The organism is Niastella sp. OAS944, from assembly GCA_024809215.1.
GTDB lineage: Bacteria > Bacteroidota > Bacteroidia > Chitinophagales > Chitinophagaceae > Niastella.
This window is the reverse complement of the sequence record JANUBW010000016.1, coordinates 69,351-83,947: the sequence shown is the minus strand read 5'-3', so window position 1 is coordinate 83,947 and position 14,597 is coordinate 69,351. Positions and strand designations below refer to the sequence as shown.

Here is a 14,597-nt window from a genome sequence, read left to right as displayed (position 1 = left end):
GTTTTTCTATAAAATGAGATTTGCTAGATTTATATTTGCAACTAGTTAATCAAAACAAATATTCTTAAAACACCCCCCATGCGTAAATCCTTCATGTTGCTGGTTGCTCTGTTTGCAACAGTGATCGTATTCGGACAAGACAAAATGTATAAACATTCTGGCGAAAAACTAGATGTTAAGATCCTGAAAGTTGGTGAATTTGTTATCACTTACTCTTACCCTAATGAAACAGCTGAGCAAACAATCGGAAAGTATGCCGTTGGTAAAATCGAGTATGCAAGCGGCCGCAAAGAAGATGTTACTGAAAAGATCGTTGTTGGTAGTAGCGATGATTGGGAAAAAGTAGTTATCCTGGAAGACGTTGCTACAACTGTAGGTTTGAAAAGACAAGGCGAGATCAGAGGTAAAACTTCTGGTATGCTGTCTTACCGTACTGCAGGTAATGCCGACAAAAAAGCAATGGAAAGGCTGAAAAAAGAAGCCGCTGAATTAGGTGCGCCATTTATCCTGCTCACCAGTGATAAAGACAGCAGATGGAGCACACAGTCTATTAAGAAAGGATTTGCTTATTCTTATAAATAATAAGTAGAAAGTAGGGAATAAAGAAAAGATTAAAAAAGCCCTCCCGGTATATGTCGGGAGGGCTTTTTTTATGGGTTGTATTATTTTACCTGTTACAGGGACTTAGCGTTTGTACATATTCAGCGGTAACCTGCTTTCCTTCGCATACACCCGGCACCCAGCGGCCCGATTTGCGAACCATACGAACTACTTCTTTTTCGAGTTCATTGGGTTCTTTTACCTCGGCATCGCCGTTTAAGGCAACCACTTTTACAATCTCGCCTTCGGCAGTTATGATCATTTTGATCTTAACATTACAGTTATTGACAGTGCCAATATTCTCTTCGCGGAAATTTCGGTTTACAAACCGTCCCCAGGCAGCCGCACCGCCGGGATATTCCGGTTTTAAGTCAACGGTAGTATATACATTCATATTGACCGAGGTGTCGAAATGGCTTTTGCATTCAACTGTTGGTTGAGGGCCGTTGGCAGAAGCAAATAACAGGGTTAAATAAGTAATAGGGTTCATGATAAAGATTTGGTTTTCGATAAACAATATTGGCTAACTGCAACAAGATACAGTTTTTTGGGTGGGAGGCAAATGTGATCACAAAACGGCTGGCATAATTTTTAAAGCTATTATCTTATTTACATTAAAACTCAAAGTTATGCCAGGCACAAACAAGTCAATAGGCGGTCGTGGAAATGAGCAGGGCGGGCCTAATATGGGTAATGATATAAGTCGTAACATCAGTCGTGAAGTACAGTCCGACGATACCGCGGGCCAGGTTATAAAAAACAAGGATAAAAATAAGAAGGAGCAAAACGCAAAGACCAATGAAGATCAGTTAGATCGGCAACAACAACAGGATGAATCAGAAATTGAAACAGACCAGTAAAGAATGCTCATACCAGGTAACATAAAGCCAGGCTGTTTAAATAGCCTGGCTTTATGTTTTAATAAACCAACCTGGCATTAAATTTTTATCAGCATATAATGCTTTCCCTGTTTAATCAACCGCCTGTACTTCCTGAAGGATTTTACTACTATCCCGATTTTATTGATCAGGAAGAAGAGAAACAATTGCTTGCTATAATTCAACAGATAGAATTACATGCAATGGTTTTTCAGGGCTATACCGCAAAAAGAAAGGTAGCCAGTTTTGGTTATGATTATAATTTCTCAACCAGGAAGTTGACCAAAGGAATGCCTATTCCGGAAAGCTTTAGCCGGCTGATCGATCGGGTGGCAACTCAACTGTTGGTCCATCGTGAGCAAATTGCTGAATTACTGGTGACGGAATACCCTGTTGGTTCGGTGATCAACTGGCATCGTGATGCGCCACCGTTTGAAACCATTGCCGGTATATCGCTGGCTGCAGATTGCATTTTCAAATTAAGACCATACGATCAATCGATAAGATCGCGTAAATCGGTGATCTCATTACCGGTAAAACAAAGATCATTATATATTATGCAGGGACCTGCAAGGTCGAACTGGGAACATAGCACAGCACCGGTACAGGATATCAGGTATTCCATTACGATAAGAACGTTAAAATAAGTTCACGCATGTTTTATCAGTGAACCTATATGGTGCTCCGGCGAAATACAAAAAAAATATATACATACTACAAGGTAATTCCTTAAATACATTTTAACAGGTGATTTATTACCTTCAGCCGATTCAAACGAACTATGCCACCCAACCTGCAACAGATACCCGATAACGAACTTTGGCTTATCATTATTAGCGGTGATGTAGCTGCCTATACCGAGCTGTATGAACGTTATTGGGAAACCCTTTTTGAAACCGCTTACTGGCATTTATTCGATAAAGCAGCCGCCAAGGATATTGTACAGGAAGTATTCGTGTATTGCTGGCAAAAGCGGGCGCAAATTCACATCAACGAGTCGGTTATAGCCTACTTTCGTACCGCTGTACGTTTTAAGGTATTGAACTATCTGAGATCAGAAGCTGCCAGGGAAAAATACCAGTTACTGGCTGGCCGGGACCTGCCTGTTATTTCATATAATACAAATGATCATATGGCAATGGCCGATCTGCAGGCCTGTTATCGCCGCGAACTGGAACGCCTGCCCCATAAAATGCGGGAAGTGTTTATCGACAGCCGTGATCATGGCCTATCGATAGACGAAATTGCACACAAACGGGCTATCTCTCCGCAAACCGTTAAAAACCAGTTGTCTGCCGCCCTCAAAAAACTCCGCGAAGGGCTGGGCAACTTTTTTATAGAATAATTTTTCTGCCAACATAGTACTCCACCTTTTTGAGGATTGTCTAATAAAAGCCATAACACATGAATAAGCCCGACCAGTTAATATTATCATCTCTGCTGGAAAAGCATTCGCTCGGTATTTGTACACCGGAAGAAATGGCATTGCTGGAACAATGGTATGCTGCCTTTCCTGAAAACGGGCAGCTGTGGCAAAACAATGATGAAAAGGCCGCGCTGAAAGATTCCCTGAAAGCAGGCATTTTTGAGGTGATAGCACAGCAGAAAGTGGCGCCTGTAACACGCTTCAAAAACGCAGTAAGCGCGCGGCGCGTATGGTGGCAGGCTGCAGCTGTATTGGCAGTACTGGCAGTTGGTTATTTCATTTATAATAAATACGGTAGTAAGAAAGAACCAGTGTATGTGGTGGTGTCGGCTCCGGCGGGCAAAGGCATTGTAAAGGTTGAACTACCCGATCACTCTGAGGTGTGGCTTGAACCGGGCACTGCCGTGCGCTATCAAAAAGATTTTGGGCATAACGGCCGCGAAATAGCGCTCATGAATGGAATGGCATTTTTCTCGGTGCGAAAAAATGCACAACTCCCCTTCGTGGTAAAAACATTGCGTGGCGTACAAACAAAAGTACTGGGAACCGAATTTACCGTAAAGGCATACACGCAGGAAGAAGAAGTGCAGGTAATGGTTACTTCAGGTATTGTACAGGTGTCTGACAGTGCCGGAATGTTGGGTATACTAAAAGCCGATCAACAGCTCAGTTACCAGCCAAAGGCGCATATTACAAAACTTAGTGAAGGCAAATTGGATGACTGGCGCACAGGTAACATTGCTTTGCGTGATGCTTCGTTTGCCGAATTGGCCCGCATTATGGAGAATCGTTTTGGTTTACAGGTGGTGTACAATGAAAGATCGGTTGCCGCCTTTAGGTTTACGCTTCGTATTAACGAACAAACTACTGCTGAAGATTTGTTGGAGATGATCAAAGATATCAGCGGTCTATTGTATGAGTACAACAATGGCAAGGTAATTATTCATTAATATATAATCTGAAATTTCATTTAAAACTGGCATCGGCTGCAATTGCGGCAGGGATACTTAATGCCCATACTTAAACCAGATCTATGCGATATTATTTTACCCTTGTTTTCTTACTCATATTGTTTTCGGTAAGCGCGCAACAATTACAGCGGCAGTTCACGGTAAGCCTTCCGGTTACTACGCTTGAGGCGGCGCTAAAGCTGTTGGAAAAGGCCAGTGGAATACCTATCTCCTATGAACTTACGCGTATAAAGGGTATTCAAATAAAACCCTGCGTATACAAAAGCGCTCCCCTGGGAACTATTCTAAAAGGGTTACTCGAGGGCACGCAATTGGACTTTAAAGAAAAAGGTGGCAATATACTTATTGTACCACGTGCACCCCGCGCGCGCGGTGCCGGTAAAACGCTTAGTGGATTTGTTGAAGATGCAATAAGCGGCGAAAAGCTGATAGGCGTTTCATTAACGGCACCGCAATTCCAGGCTGGCACCTCTACAAATAACTATGGGTTTTACAGTATTACAATACCTGGCGATTCATTGTTTATTCAGGTATCTTATACCGGTTATCAACAGCTGGATACTATTATAGGTTTAAATGAAAATACACTTGTGAATTTTAGTTTGCAACCTGCCGGCAAACAACTGGAACAAATAACCGTAAGCGCATCACGAACGCAACCCATTCAACAAACATCGCAAATGAGTGCTATCAGTTTGCCGGTGGCACAGGTGCGTTCTATGCCCCGGTTATTGGGTGAACCCGATCTGATGAAGACCCTTCAACTATTGCCCGGGGTAAAACAAGGCACCGAAGCCACAGCTGCCTTACTGGTTCGTGGCGGAACGCCCGATCAAAATCTTATTTTGCTCGATGGCGCCCCGCTTTATAATCCCATGCACCTGCTGGGTGTGTTTTCTACTTTTAACTCAAGTGTACTTAAAGATGTAACACTCTATAAAGGTGCTTTCCCTGCACGTTATGCCGGTAGGCTTTCGTCGGTGGTTGATATTTCAACAAAGGATGGCAATATGCATGAACTGCATGGCGATTTTTCTATTGGCCTGCTATCAACACAACTCACCCTGGAAGGACCACTGAAAAAAGAAAAAACATCATTTGTTATCTCGGGCCGCCGTTCGTATCCCGATCTGTTTGCAACACCTCTTGCAAAGAATGCGCCGGATGGCCCTGAGAAATTAAGCGTTTTCTTTTACGACATCAATGCCAAAGTGCACCATAAGATCTCCGATAAAGACAAATTATACCTGAGTTTTTATATGGGAAAAGATAAGTTTAGGCTAATGGAGCATTATTCTGTTGCCGTTGATCCACCGGTTGATAATTACAATATTTCTGATCTGTTTATTAAATGGGGTAATGTTACCGGCACCCTTCGCTGGAACCATATCTTCTCGCCTAAAATGTTTGCCAATACCATGTTGATTGGTAGCAGTTATAAATTGAACAGTGGTATTTATTCAGAAGACCTGTATGATACGGATATCAATACCAGCACACTGAAGCTAAATTCAGGCATTCAGGATTATGGTGTAAAAACCGATCTTGACTTTCGCCCCACCCCTGCGCATACTATAAAAATGGGCGCTTCTTTTATGTACAGGATCTTTACGCCCGGTACAGTACGCATAAAACAAACCAGCGGAAATTCAGTGTCGATCGATTCTTCAAACAATAACCGTAACATCAACGCTGCAGAAACCGATTTGTATGTTGAGGATGATTGGGAAATTACCCGCCGGCTTAAATTAAATGGTGGTTTGCACTGGAGCGGGTTTATTGTACAGGAACAGTTTTATAACTCCCTGCAACCCCGGCTGGGATTGCGTTATTTGTTACCCGGCAATTGGGCTTTAAAAGCATCTTATACCCGCATGACCCAATATATTCACCTGCTTGCCTACAATTCCATCTCATTACCAACCGACCTGTGGGTGCCAGCCACTAAAAAGATAGCGCCCCAACAGGCCGAGCAGTATGCAGTTGGAGTTGCCCGTAACCTGTTCCGTAATAAGTTTGAATTTTCTATAGAAGGATATTATAAGAAAATGCGTAACGTGATTGAATATAAAGAAGGCGCTGATTACCTCACCAGCAGTAAAGACGATACCTGGCAGGAACAGGTAGCGGCCGGTACAGGCGAATCGTATGGCTTGGAACTGTTGCTGCAAAAGAAAACCGGCCGGCTTACCGGTTGGCTGGGTTATACCTGGGCTACTGCCAACCGAAAGATACAGGGTGTGAATTTCAATAGAACTTTTCCTTATAAATACGACCGTCGCCACGATGTGCACCTGGTAGCGGTATATAAGGCAAAAAAGAACGTGGAACTTTCCGCCAGCTGGATGTACCAGTCAGCCATGCCATTCACCATTCCTATAGCCCAATATGAAAGAACGGACGGGCCGGTTCAGCCCAATGTTGCCGGCCCCACCTATCAACAGTTTCCACAAAATATTGACTACATCAACAGCCGCAATAATGTAAGGATCGGGAACTACCATCGGCTCGATGCAGGTATCAGTTTTATAAAACAAAAAAAGAATGGCAATGTGCGTACCTGGAATATCAGTGTGTTGAATGTATATAACAAATTGAACCCGTTCTTTTATTATAAAGAAAATTATTCAGCCAATAGCGCCAATGCCTTATTTACGGGAGTAGCCGTATTGCCTGTTATGCCAGGCTTTTCATACAGCTTAAAATTTTAAACATGCGAATGAGAATTTTACTTTTTATATTATTTGTAGTGGTCAACAGCAGTTGCGAAAAGACTGTCAATATTCCTTTGCCCAATGAAGCCAATAAGCTGGTATTGAACCTCATCATGAATAAAGACAGCATTATGATGGCACGCGTGACCATTTCTGAGCGGATGAACAATTATCAGTCACCGGTAGATATCAAAAATGCCGTGGTAAATCTGTATGAAAATGGCACCTTTAAGGAAACACTTACGCAGTATGAATATTCAGGCCGTTTTTATTACCGTAGCAATACCCTGCCCCTGGCAGGCGCTACTTACAAGGTAACGGCTTCTGTTCCCGGTTATACAGAAGTATCGGGCAGTGATTACATACCAGATACCGTACAGATGGAAGAAATTCGGATAACGGCCGCTCAGTCTGTTGTTTGGTTAACCAAGGCCACAATCGCTGTTCAATGGCATGATGATCCGGATGTACAAAACTATTACCGCGTAAGGATATATGATATAAATGAGTGGATGAATGCAAACGGTAGCGGCGGCCGGCAGAAAATACAGCATTCCTTTGAGGCGGAAGAAGCTACCCTTAATATCTTTAGCGATAAGGAGCGCGGCGAATTTTATACAACAGATGCTTTGTTCAACGGCCGCAGTCCCCGGTTTACTTTCAAAGCAAATACTGGCAGTAATGTCAGGAAGATGATAGTAGAGGTCTCTTCTCTGACTTATAATAGCTATAATTATCTCAACAGCTCTTACATGGCCAGGGAAAAGAGTGACGATGGATTTTCGGAGAAAGTGATCGTGTTTAATAATATTGAAAATGGCCTTGGTATCGTTGGCGGCGTGGCGCAACGGGAATACATATTGGAAAAGTGAAATATATTAAGCTGACTTTTTTTTATATTTTTACGGATCACTGATATCAAAATCTGACCATGAAAATCAAAATCAGTTTTCTTGTTATTTCAATGACATTGTTTATTAGTATTGGCTGTGGGAAAAAAGACCACGGCGAACCAGCGGTAGAGGAACCCAAATATTGCTGGATGTTAATAGATCAGGCTGGAAATCTTATGGGGAGGATTTGTGATAGGACCGAAAAGCAAATGTCAGATTCGGTGCCATCCTGTAATTACTATAAGCTGGGTGGTGAAGAACTTTGCTGGCTTATTGATGGCACAAATTATATTGAAAAAAAGCCTGAAGAGTACGTAAAGCTGGTGATAAAATGTTTTGGCCAGAAGAATTCTTATAAGAAAGTGGATTGCGGTTATTGCCAGGTTTGGTATACCAGGCAAAAGAGTATTTATAAACCTGATAATACTGCTACATATTCGAAAGTTAAGGTTGAACGTTTGTGTGGCGACACCGTAAAGACCTTATATAATCGCCGCAATGTTACGATTCGGGAAACAACCGATTCGTTGATCGTGATAGAGTTTGGCAATAGTCCCACTTTTTAATGTGCTATTTTTCCAATCTTAAAACTTTTTTATAGATCTCGTTATTGAATGAGTCTTTTTCATTTGATAAATGACATTTTCTATGGCAATTGGGACATAGCGCAATGGTGTTTTCAATAATGTCAGGTCCGCCGAGCGCTAGAGGTATCATATGGTGAACTTCTAAAAAAGGATATCCATCAGCGAGAATAAATGGAGCATTTGAACCACAGGCTTCACATTTGCCTTTGGCATTTTCTAACACCCAGGCGCGTACTGCAGGATCACGAAAATAAATTGTAGTTGTGGTTTCGGTTTTTCTGGGTTTTTGCTCACCGGTAGGCTTCTCGGTTAAGTTAATGGTTCTTCTTATCTCTCTGGTCCGTTGCTGTAATTTATTTTCATCGGCCTCAGCACCGCCTGAGCCGGGTTTATTTTGATGAAGTATTATATTGAGCAGGAATGCAAAGTTCTTATGTTCCAGCTCAAAGACATCGATCAATTGTTTTTTCGACATGGTTGAAGAAGCGTAATCGGTACTGATATGAAAGTAACAGTCACGCATAACAATTGGGTCGTACTTCAATAATACTCTTTTTAATTTGGGTAAAGTGAAGCTGTAGATGGGGGTAGATTCAGTAATGCCTGCATTAGGTAGCCAAAGTGTATAATCCTGAAATTTTAATATTCCGGTTGCTATTTCATCTGTCTTTTTTCTGAACACACTACGCAGCAGGTGTGCATCACTTAGTGCATGGGTTAGATGAAATCCCTGAGTAACATAATCGTTGCCAAAACTAACCCCAACAGAGGCACGGTGAGTCATTTTTTTATCGGGCCCTAACCTGAATGTAACATGTGTACGAAAGTTGCTAATATGCGGGTAAAGCTTTTCAGTGGCATATTTTACAGATAATTCATCTGCTACATCGCGTAAAAAAGGTTCTATATTGGCTGTATATTGCTTTGCCAGGTCTTCTTTCCGGGATAGTTGTATGTAACTGGCAAAACGTTTGAGGAAGTCAGTTTCGGTCATATGGCGGCATTGGGGGTATTCGTAATTATTCAAATATACAAATGGTTTTATAATGAATTGCTGTTAGATATGCCCCGGTCTAACTGGTATTACGTACGCATAGTTTTGTGAACACATGCCCCCCCTGTCAAAAAAAGTTGTAATTTTTAGGTAAATTTGATTTCAGGAAATTAGGATTTCGGGCAGTAGCGCAGCCCGGTAGCGTGCGTCGTTCGGGACGACGAGGTCGCAGGTTCGAATCCTGTCTGCCCGACTGAAATTTACGAGGGCCTTCAAGTCGTTGGATTTGAAGGCCCTTTTTGGTTCGAAGTATTCTTGTTGAAAACGGATTTTTAACAATGAAACTTCTACTTTCGAAGCTCTTTCCATAATTATTTACCAAATAGGCGAAGGTTCGGTACAACAAGCTGCCTAATCGCTGGTGCTTTGTACCTACGAAGCATAGTTGTTAGCGGCACGCAAATTTAGTTAAGTCATAAATGGAATTGATTTTCCACCGTTCTGTCAGACTTCCATATAACTTAAGCGAAACATAAGCCGGTTATTGGATTACTATGAGGATGTTAAGACTGCCTTGGCCCATCTCCTTTCCTGCGATTTCTCTTGGTCAGGATAACTCCCGGTAACGCCTTTTCTTATCGCTTGTCAGGGTGGCGATACATACCCTGCAAGCCGTACTGTTTGGGTTTGGTCAAGCCTTGTTAACCGATTTTCGGTTGGAGGTAGTATACTCTCCTGTGATCCCGTACTACCCTGCCTGTCTGTGATATGTTCTCAGCCCCCCGCCGAATCTTGCCAACTCGTCGTAACGATGGTTTGATATTGTCCTGACATTTCGAACAATCAGGACTTCAGCATGCAGGACAGTTTCGAGGTTCAATAGCAGCCTTAGCAATCGCTTAGAGCTTCGACAAAGCGTCGTTCCTTGCTCTGTCTTGCTCGTAACCTTCGCTACCGCTCGGTTATGCTTCGTGCTGGGATCTCTACCAACTACGCAAGACTCGCTGCCCGTGGTTGACTAAACCTTGCTACACAGGATGGGCACCTGTCGGGTTATGTTGAAGTGTTTCATTTTTCCAATCCCCACTTCACGGGCATTGCACAGCGCGATAGACAATTGTGCAGCCAGCCCGATTGAAAATTTTTTCGTTCCTCAATACACCCATTCAATAATTTCAAATTCAAAGTACTATATCCACGGATTTTATTATTTTAGCACAATAATAAATCAGGGTAAAGGCATATAATAGGGAAGCATTTTACTAATCAAAACAGCTATGAAACAATTTTTACTCGCGGCCCTGTTGATTTCATCCTTCCAAAGCATATTTAGTCAAGCCACCCCTGGCATTATTTCAAACGTCAAATACGGCGGTTCCGGAGATGACAGATTTTGCGATATCATCCGGTTAAACAATGGGAGCTACATTTGCAGTGGTAATACGTTATCGACCAACGGACAGGCTACCGGCAACCATGGCGGTTCCGACTTTTTTATCGTTTGTATTTCACCCAAAGGACAGTTATTATGGAGAAAGGTCATCGGTGGCTCGGCCGATGACGGTGGTAATTTTGTAGGCAATGGGGAATTCCTGTCGCCTACAGCCGATGGTGGTTTTTATTTCGGTGGCGCCACTTCTTCATCGAACGGTGACATTCCATTACAACGTGGCAGCTATGATATTTTCATCAGTCGTTTTGATGCCAATGGCAATATATTATGGAAGAAAACCTATGGTGGCTCATCAACAGAATTTATGTCCTCCATTCAAACCACCAGCGATGGCGGCTGTATTTTTTCTGCCACGACCAGTTCCAGTAGCAATGGCGATGTACCCGCCAATCATGGATCAAGCGATGTTTGGATCGTGAAGCTGGATGAAACCGGCGCCATCCAATGGAATAAATTGTTTGGCGGCACAAAAGCCGAAACCGGTATTAGGATGATAACAACAACCGATGGCGGCTATATTTTCACGGCAGATGTAAGCTCTGAAGATGGTGATCTGACCGGTACAGTTCCCGTAGGCGCATTCAGAAGAACGGATATCTGGGTGGTTAAACTGGCCAGTGACGGTTCCCTCACCTGGCAAAAACGCATTGGTGGTTCCGACAGTGATGATGGCGCCAAAATAATTCAGTCTACCACCGGTGATTATTATGTATTGGCTAGCTCCAGATCGATTGATGGTGATTTTATCAGCAACTCCGGGCTGTATGATTGGGCCTTCATTAAATTAACCAACGGCGGCACAGTTTCCTTCATAAAATCCATAGGCGGCCTGGCGTGGGATTCGAGCAATGATCTGGCAGAAGCGGAGGATGGTAATTTCCTGCTGACTGGCATTACGTATTCCACGCAAATGGGAGGCATAACCGTACCTAACAAAGGTTCCAGTGATATAGTGCTGGCAAAAGTTGACAAATCCAACGGCAATTTGCAATGGGTTTCAACCATTGGTGGTACCTATGGTGATTTTCCGACGGCCATATACAAAGCGCCTGGACAGGAAACGATGATAGTAGGTAGTTCAGGATCTTCTGACGGCGATATGTCTATGGGCCTGGGCGGTTCAGATGCATTTATAATAGGAATAGCCCCTTACAATGCAGTAAAAGGCTATGTGTTCTACGATTATAACGGGAACGGTACAAAAGAAGCTACAGAGCCATTTGTACAGAACGTAAATGTGACCACCACGAAGAACAATGTATACAGTGTGTCGAGCTATACAGAAAGCGGGAACTATTTCAATGAAGTAGATTCGGGAACGTTTGTAACAAAGCCCCGCATCTTTAACGAGAATTACTATGTTATTACGCCTGACTCGTTCACCAATACTTTTCCCACTTATTATGGCACTGTTACCAGGAACTTCGGCTTGAAACCAATTCGCGGAAAAAGAGACCTCAGAAGCGCTTTGGTCGCCATTAATCCGGCAAGGGCTGGCTTCAGAAGTTATTACAAGCTGATATGTTACAATGCTGGCACCGATACGGTTGCTACTGGTACCGTAAAACTCATTAAGGATTCGCGTACAACCTATGTATCTTCTACCCCCACGCATCTGAATGTTTCGGGTGACACCATTACATGGGTTTACACTAATTTTAAACCGCTCGATACGCTTGTGTTCAATATAGTGATCGATCTGGCCGTGCCACCTGCTATTAAAATAGGGGATTGGATCAAATATGTTTCAGTAATCGGGCCTGCCATGGGTGATCTTCAGCCCGGTGACAATACCTTTACCTTGTTCCATAAAGTCACCGGTTCTTATGACCCGAACGATAAATCAGAAGCGCATGGCGAGTTTTACACACCAAGTGCATTGAGTAAAAGGGAACCATTAATGTATACGATCCGGTTCCAGAATACCGGTACGGATACTGCCTTCAACATTGTTGTGAAAGATACGCTCGATCGCAAGCTGGATTTGAAAAGCTTTGAGCTGTTGGCTACCAGTCACAAAACGAAGCTCATAATAACCGATAATATTTGTACGTGGAAGTTTTCAAACATCCTGCTGCCAGATAGCAATCGCAACGAACCGGCAAGTCATGGCTTTATTACTTACCGCATAAAACCGGGGAATGGCGTGCAGGTGAACGACACCATCAGGAATTCAGCTTCCATTTATTTCGATTACAACGAACCGATACAAACTAACACCAATTTAACGATCGTTAAATTGCCTAATGTGCCACGGCCTGAGTTTGCCGGCGCTATAGATAGTTTTTGTACTAGCCCAAAACTAAAACTTTTGAATATGCCCGTTATCGAATACGAGGCTACTGTTGCTGTAAAAGTTGACAATACATCATTAAATGTGCAGGATGATAGTACAGTGAGTATTCCGGCACTGCTTACACCTGGCATTCATACGTTTACTGTCATATATACCAATGCCAGCTTATCTACTGCTATCAGCAAAGGATTTAAAATGTTGGAAAAAGTAACGCCACGGGTTCGCTTAATGGCCAGCACCACGCAGGTGAATGACCTGCAAACCCCGGTAACCATAACAGCTACGAATGTAGCCGGAGGAGGAAGCGCACCGGTATATACGTTTGCCCGGGATGTGAATTTCACGAGTAGTTTGCAGGCGGAAGGCGCGCAAAATGTATTAACCCTACAGGCGGCTTCGATGACGACAGGTAATAACATGTTCTATGTAAGAATGAAAACCAGTGACACCTGTTATACGGCACAAACAAGTACAGATAGTGTGAACGTAAGGCTGAGCAATGTTACAGGCATCATCGATCCAGCTTACCCTGATCGTGCTATCACCATTTCACCCAATCCTTTCAATGGGGTATTGACCATTAACGGTCTCAATATCTTTTCTACCATGTATATCAGTATGTATGACGCGACTGGCAAATTGGTATATAATCAGGTAACAAAGGGACAAGCGACGGTGAGCTTTAATCCGCCTGTGCGTGCAGGTATTTGTTATTTGATCATCCGCAACAACAAGCAACAGAAGATAGGAGCGATGAAGCTGATAAAGCGATAGATGGTCTTTAGGTTTTGTAATTAATGCGCGAAGGCCCATATCAATAAGTTCACTAACTATTGTTATTTTGGCAGTAAAGTTAATTATTGATTCCTGTACCAATCAATTCTCAATACACCTAATAAATCGTTCTAATACCTTTAAATCCTGTATCAGCAGGTTAGAAATCTGTCCAGCTGACCCGACTAAAAAAATGGACCCTTCAGATCGTTGGATTTGAAGGGTTTTTTAATTTGAATAACTTTTAATCCGTCGTCTATAGAAGCCGCATAGTGCTGGTGCTAAGCAAGTTGATTTGGGTTCGAATCCGTTTGCATCAAAAAGTTTCGGTGTACCAAATCGCTGTTGAATTTCCTAGATAGCGGTGTACGCTAATTATTCAGTTCAGGGTTTTTCTAAACTCAATAATTTCCTGTTTCCAATCTTCCGACGTAGTAGGTAAAAACTCATTCAATATCTGATCTCCTCTTTCAATATTACCATTTTTAATCATTGTCAACCCAATAAACGGCCTGCAATCTGTCCAACTATTTGGAAATTCATTATTCAGCATAATACAGTCCTCGATAGTAGAATATCTTTCATAAAAAGGCAGAATTTCCTTTTGGATATCACTCAGTAGTAAATTTTCAAGTTCTTGAATATTCGTTTTTGAAGTCAGTTCGTATGTCTGATTTCTTCCTGTTAATGAATCTGATCGAATATTAAACTGGCAATCATACCCCTTGGGATTCTTGGGGTGTTGTTCATTTTTTATCTCGAACCCAATTGGAAAGAGAAGTCCAATATTGAGATAAAAAGATACATGGTCTTCCACATTAAATCCGCTGGATTGAATATTAAAAATCTTAATAAAGCCGTTCTCTTGCTTTTTAAACGTTGTCCCCGATACACTAAAGCCTGAAGTTTTAAAGGCAGGTTTAAAAATGTTCTTTAATATTCTATCTCTATGTTCAAGTAATGACATCATTTTCTTATTAGTAGGAAACAATTTTTGTAAATTATTATCTT

The 14,597-nt window shown here is 42.4% G+C and carries 12 protein-coding genes and 1 tRNA gene; 10 read left to right on the top strand and 3 right to left on the bottom strand.

Annotated features, from left to right (window positions below):
- Nucleotides 1–78 precede the first annotated feature (78 nt).
- Nucleotides 79–582: a hypothetical protein gene (locus GGD38_RS36980; RefSeq protein ID WP_375300921.1), complete on the top strand. Its 504-nt coding sequence runs from the start codon at nucleotides 79–81 to the stop codon at nucleotides 580–582.
- 85 nt (nucleotides 583–667) lie between these two features.
- On the opposite strand, the gene GGD38_RS36975 is transcribed toward GGD38_RS36980, so the two are convergent.
- Nucleotides 668–1,090 carry a hypothetical protein gene (locus GGD38_RS36975; protein WP_375300922.1) on the bottom strand — a complete coding sequence of 141 codons (423 nt, stop codon included), beginning with the start codon at nucleotides 1,088–1,090 and terminating at the stop codon, nucleotides 668–670.
- A gap of 139 nt (nucleotides 1,091–1,229) precedes the next feature.
- On the opposite strand from GGD38_RS36975, the gene GGD38_RS36970 reads away from it, so the two are divergent.
- The 7 genes from GGD38_RS36970 (at nucleotide 1,230) to GGD38_RS36940 (ending at nucleotide 8,048) form a co-directional block, all read left to right on the top strand.
- Complete coding sequence (locus tag GGD38_RS36970) at nucleotides 1,230–1,460, top strand: hypothetical protein (protein ID WP_375300923.1); 231 nt, start codon at nucleotides 1,230–1,232, stop codon at nucleotides 1,458–1,460.
- A 98-nt stretch (nucleotides 1,461–1,558) separates the two neighbouring features.
- The gene (locus tag GGD38_RS36965) at nucleotides 1,559–2,125 is read left to right on the top strand and encodes an alpha-ketoglutarate-dependent dioxygenase AlkB (RefSeq protein ID WP_375300924.1); all 567 of its coding nucleotides are present in this window, start codon (nucleotides 1,559–1,561) and stop codon (nucleotides 2,123–2,125) included.
- 134 nt (nucleotides 2,126–2,259) lie between these two features.
- Nucleotides 2,260–2,823 (top strand): RNA polymerase sigma-70 factor, encoded by a 564-nt coding sequence (locus GGD38_RS36960; RefSeq protein ID WP_375300925.1) that lies wholly within the window; start codon nucleotides 2,260–2,262, stop codon nucleotides 2,821–2,823.
- A gap of 59 nt (nucleotides 2,824–2,882) precedes the next feature.
- Nucleotides 2,883–3,854, top strand: coding sequence for a FecR family protein (locus GGD38_RS36955; protein ID WP_375300926.1), 972 nt, complete (start codon nucleotides 2,883–2,885; stop codon nucleotides 3,852–3,854).
- A gap of 83 nt (nucleotides 3,855–3,937) precedes the next feature.
- A complete protein-coding gene (locus GGD38_RS36950; RefSeq protein ID WP_375300927.1) occupies nucleotides 3,938–6,586 on the top strand; it encodes a TonB-dependent receptor domain-containing protein in 2,649 nt (882 codons plus the stop codon).
- Nucleotides 6,587–6,594: 8 nt separating this feature from the next.
- On the top strand, nucleotides 6,595–7,461 hold the full coding sequence (locus GGD38_RS36945; protein ID WP_375300928.1) for a DUF4249 domain-containing protein: 867 nt from the start codon (nucleotides 6,595–6,597) through the stop codon (nucleotides 7,459–7,461).
- 59 nt (nucleotides 7,462–7,520) lie between these two features.
- Complete coding sequence (locus GGD38_RS36940) at nucleotides 7,521–8,048, top strand: hypothetical protein (RefSeq protein ID WP_375300929.1); 528 nt, start codon at nucleotides 7,521–7,523, stop codon at nucleotides 8,046–8,048.
- A 4-nt stretch (nucleotides 8,049–8,052) separates the two neighbouring features.
- Here the strand turns inward: GGD38_RS36940 and GGD38_RS36935 are convergent, their stop codons facing one another.
- The gene (locus GGD38_RS36935) at nucleotides 8,053–9,063 is read right to left on the bottom strand and encodes an HNH endonuclease (protein ID WP_375300930.1); all 1,011 of its coding nucleotides are present in this window, start codon (nucleotides 9,061–9,063) and stop codon (nucleotides 8,053–8,055) included.
- A gap of 179 nt (nucleotides 9,064–9,242) precedes the next feature.
- Here GGD38_RS36935 and GGD38_RS36930 point away from each other — a divergent pair.
- A tRNA-Pro gene (locus GGD38_RS36930) sits at nucleotides 9,243–9,316 on the top strand.
- A gap of 1,024 nt (nucleotides 9,317–10,340) precedes the next feature.
- On the top strand, nucleotides 10,341–13,586 hold the full coding sequence (locus tag GGD38_RS36925) for a T9SS type A sorting domain-containing protein (RefSeq protein WP_375300931.1): 3,246 nt from the start codon (nucleotides 10,341–10,343) through the stop codon (nucleotides 13,584–13,586).
- Nucleotides 13,587–13,965: 379 nt separating this feature from the next.
- Here GGD38_RS36925 and GGD38_RS36920 read toward each other — a convergent pair whose 3' ends face one another.
- A complete protein-coding gene (locus GGD38_RS36920; protein ID WP_375300932.1) occupies nucleotides 13,966–14,556 on the bottom strand; it encodes a DUF4304 domain-containing protein in 591 nt (196 codons plus the stop codon).
- Nucleotides 14,557–14,597: the final 41 nt, after the last annotated feature.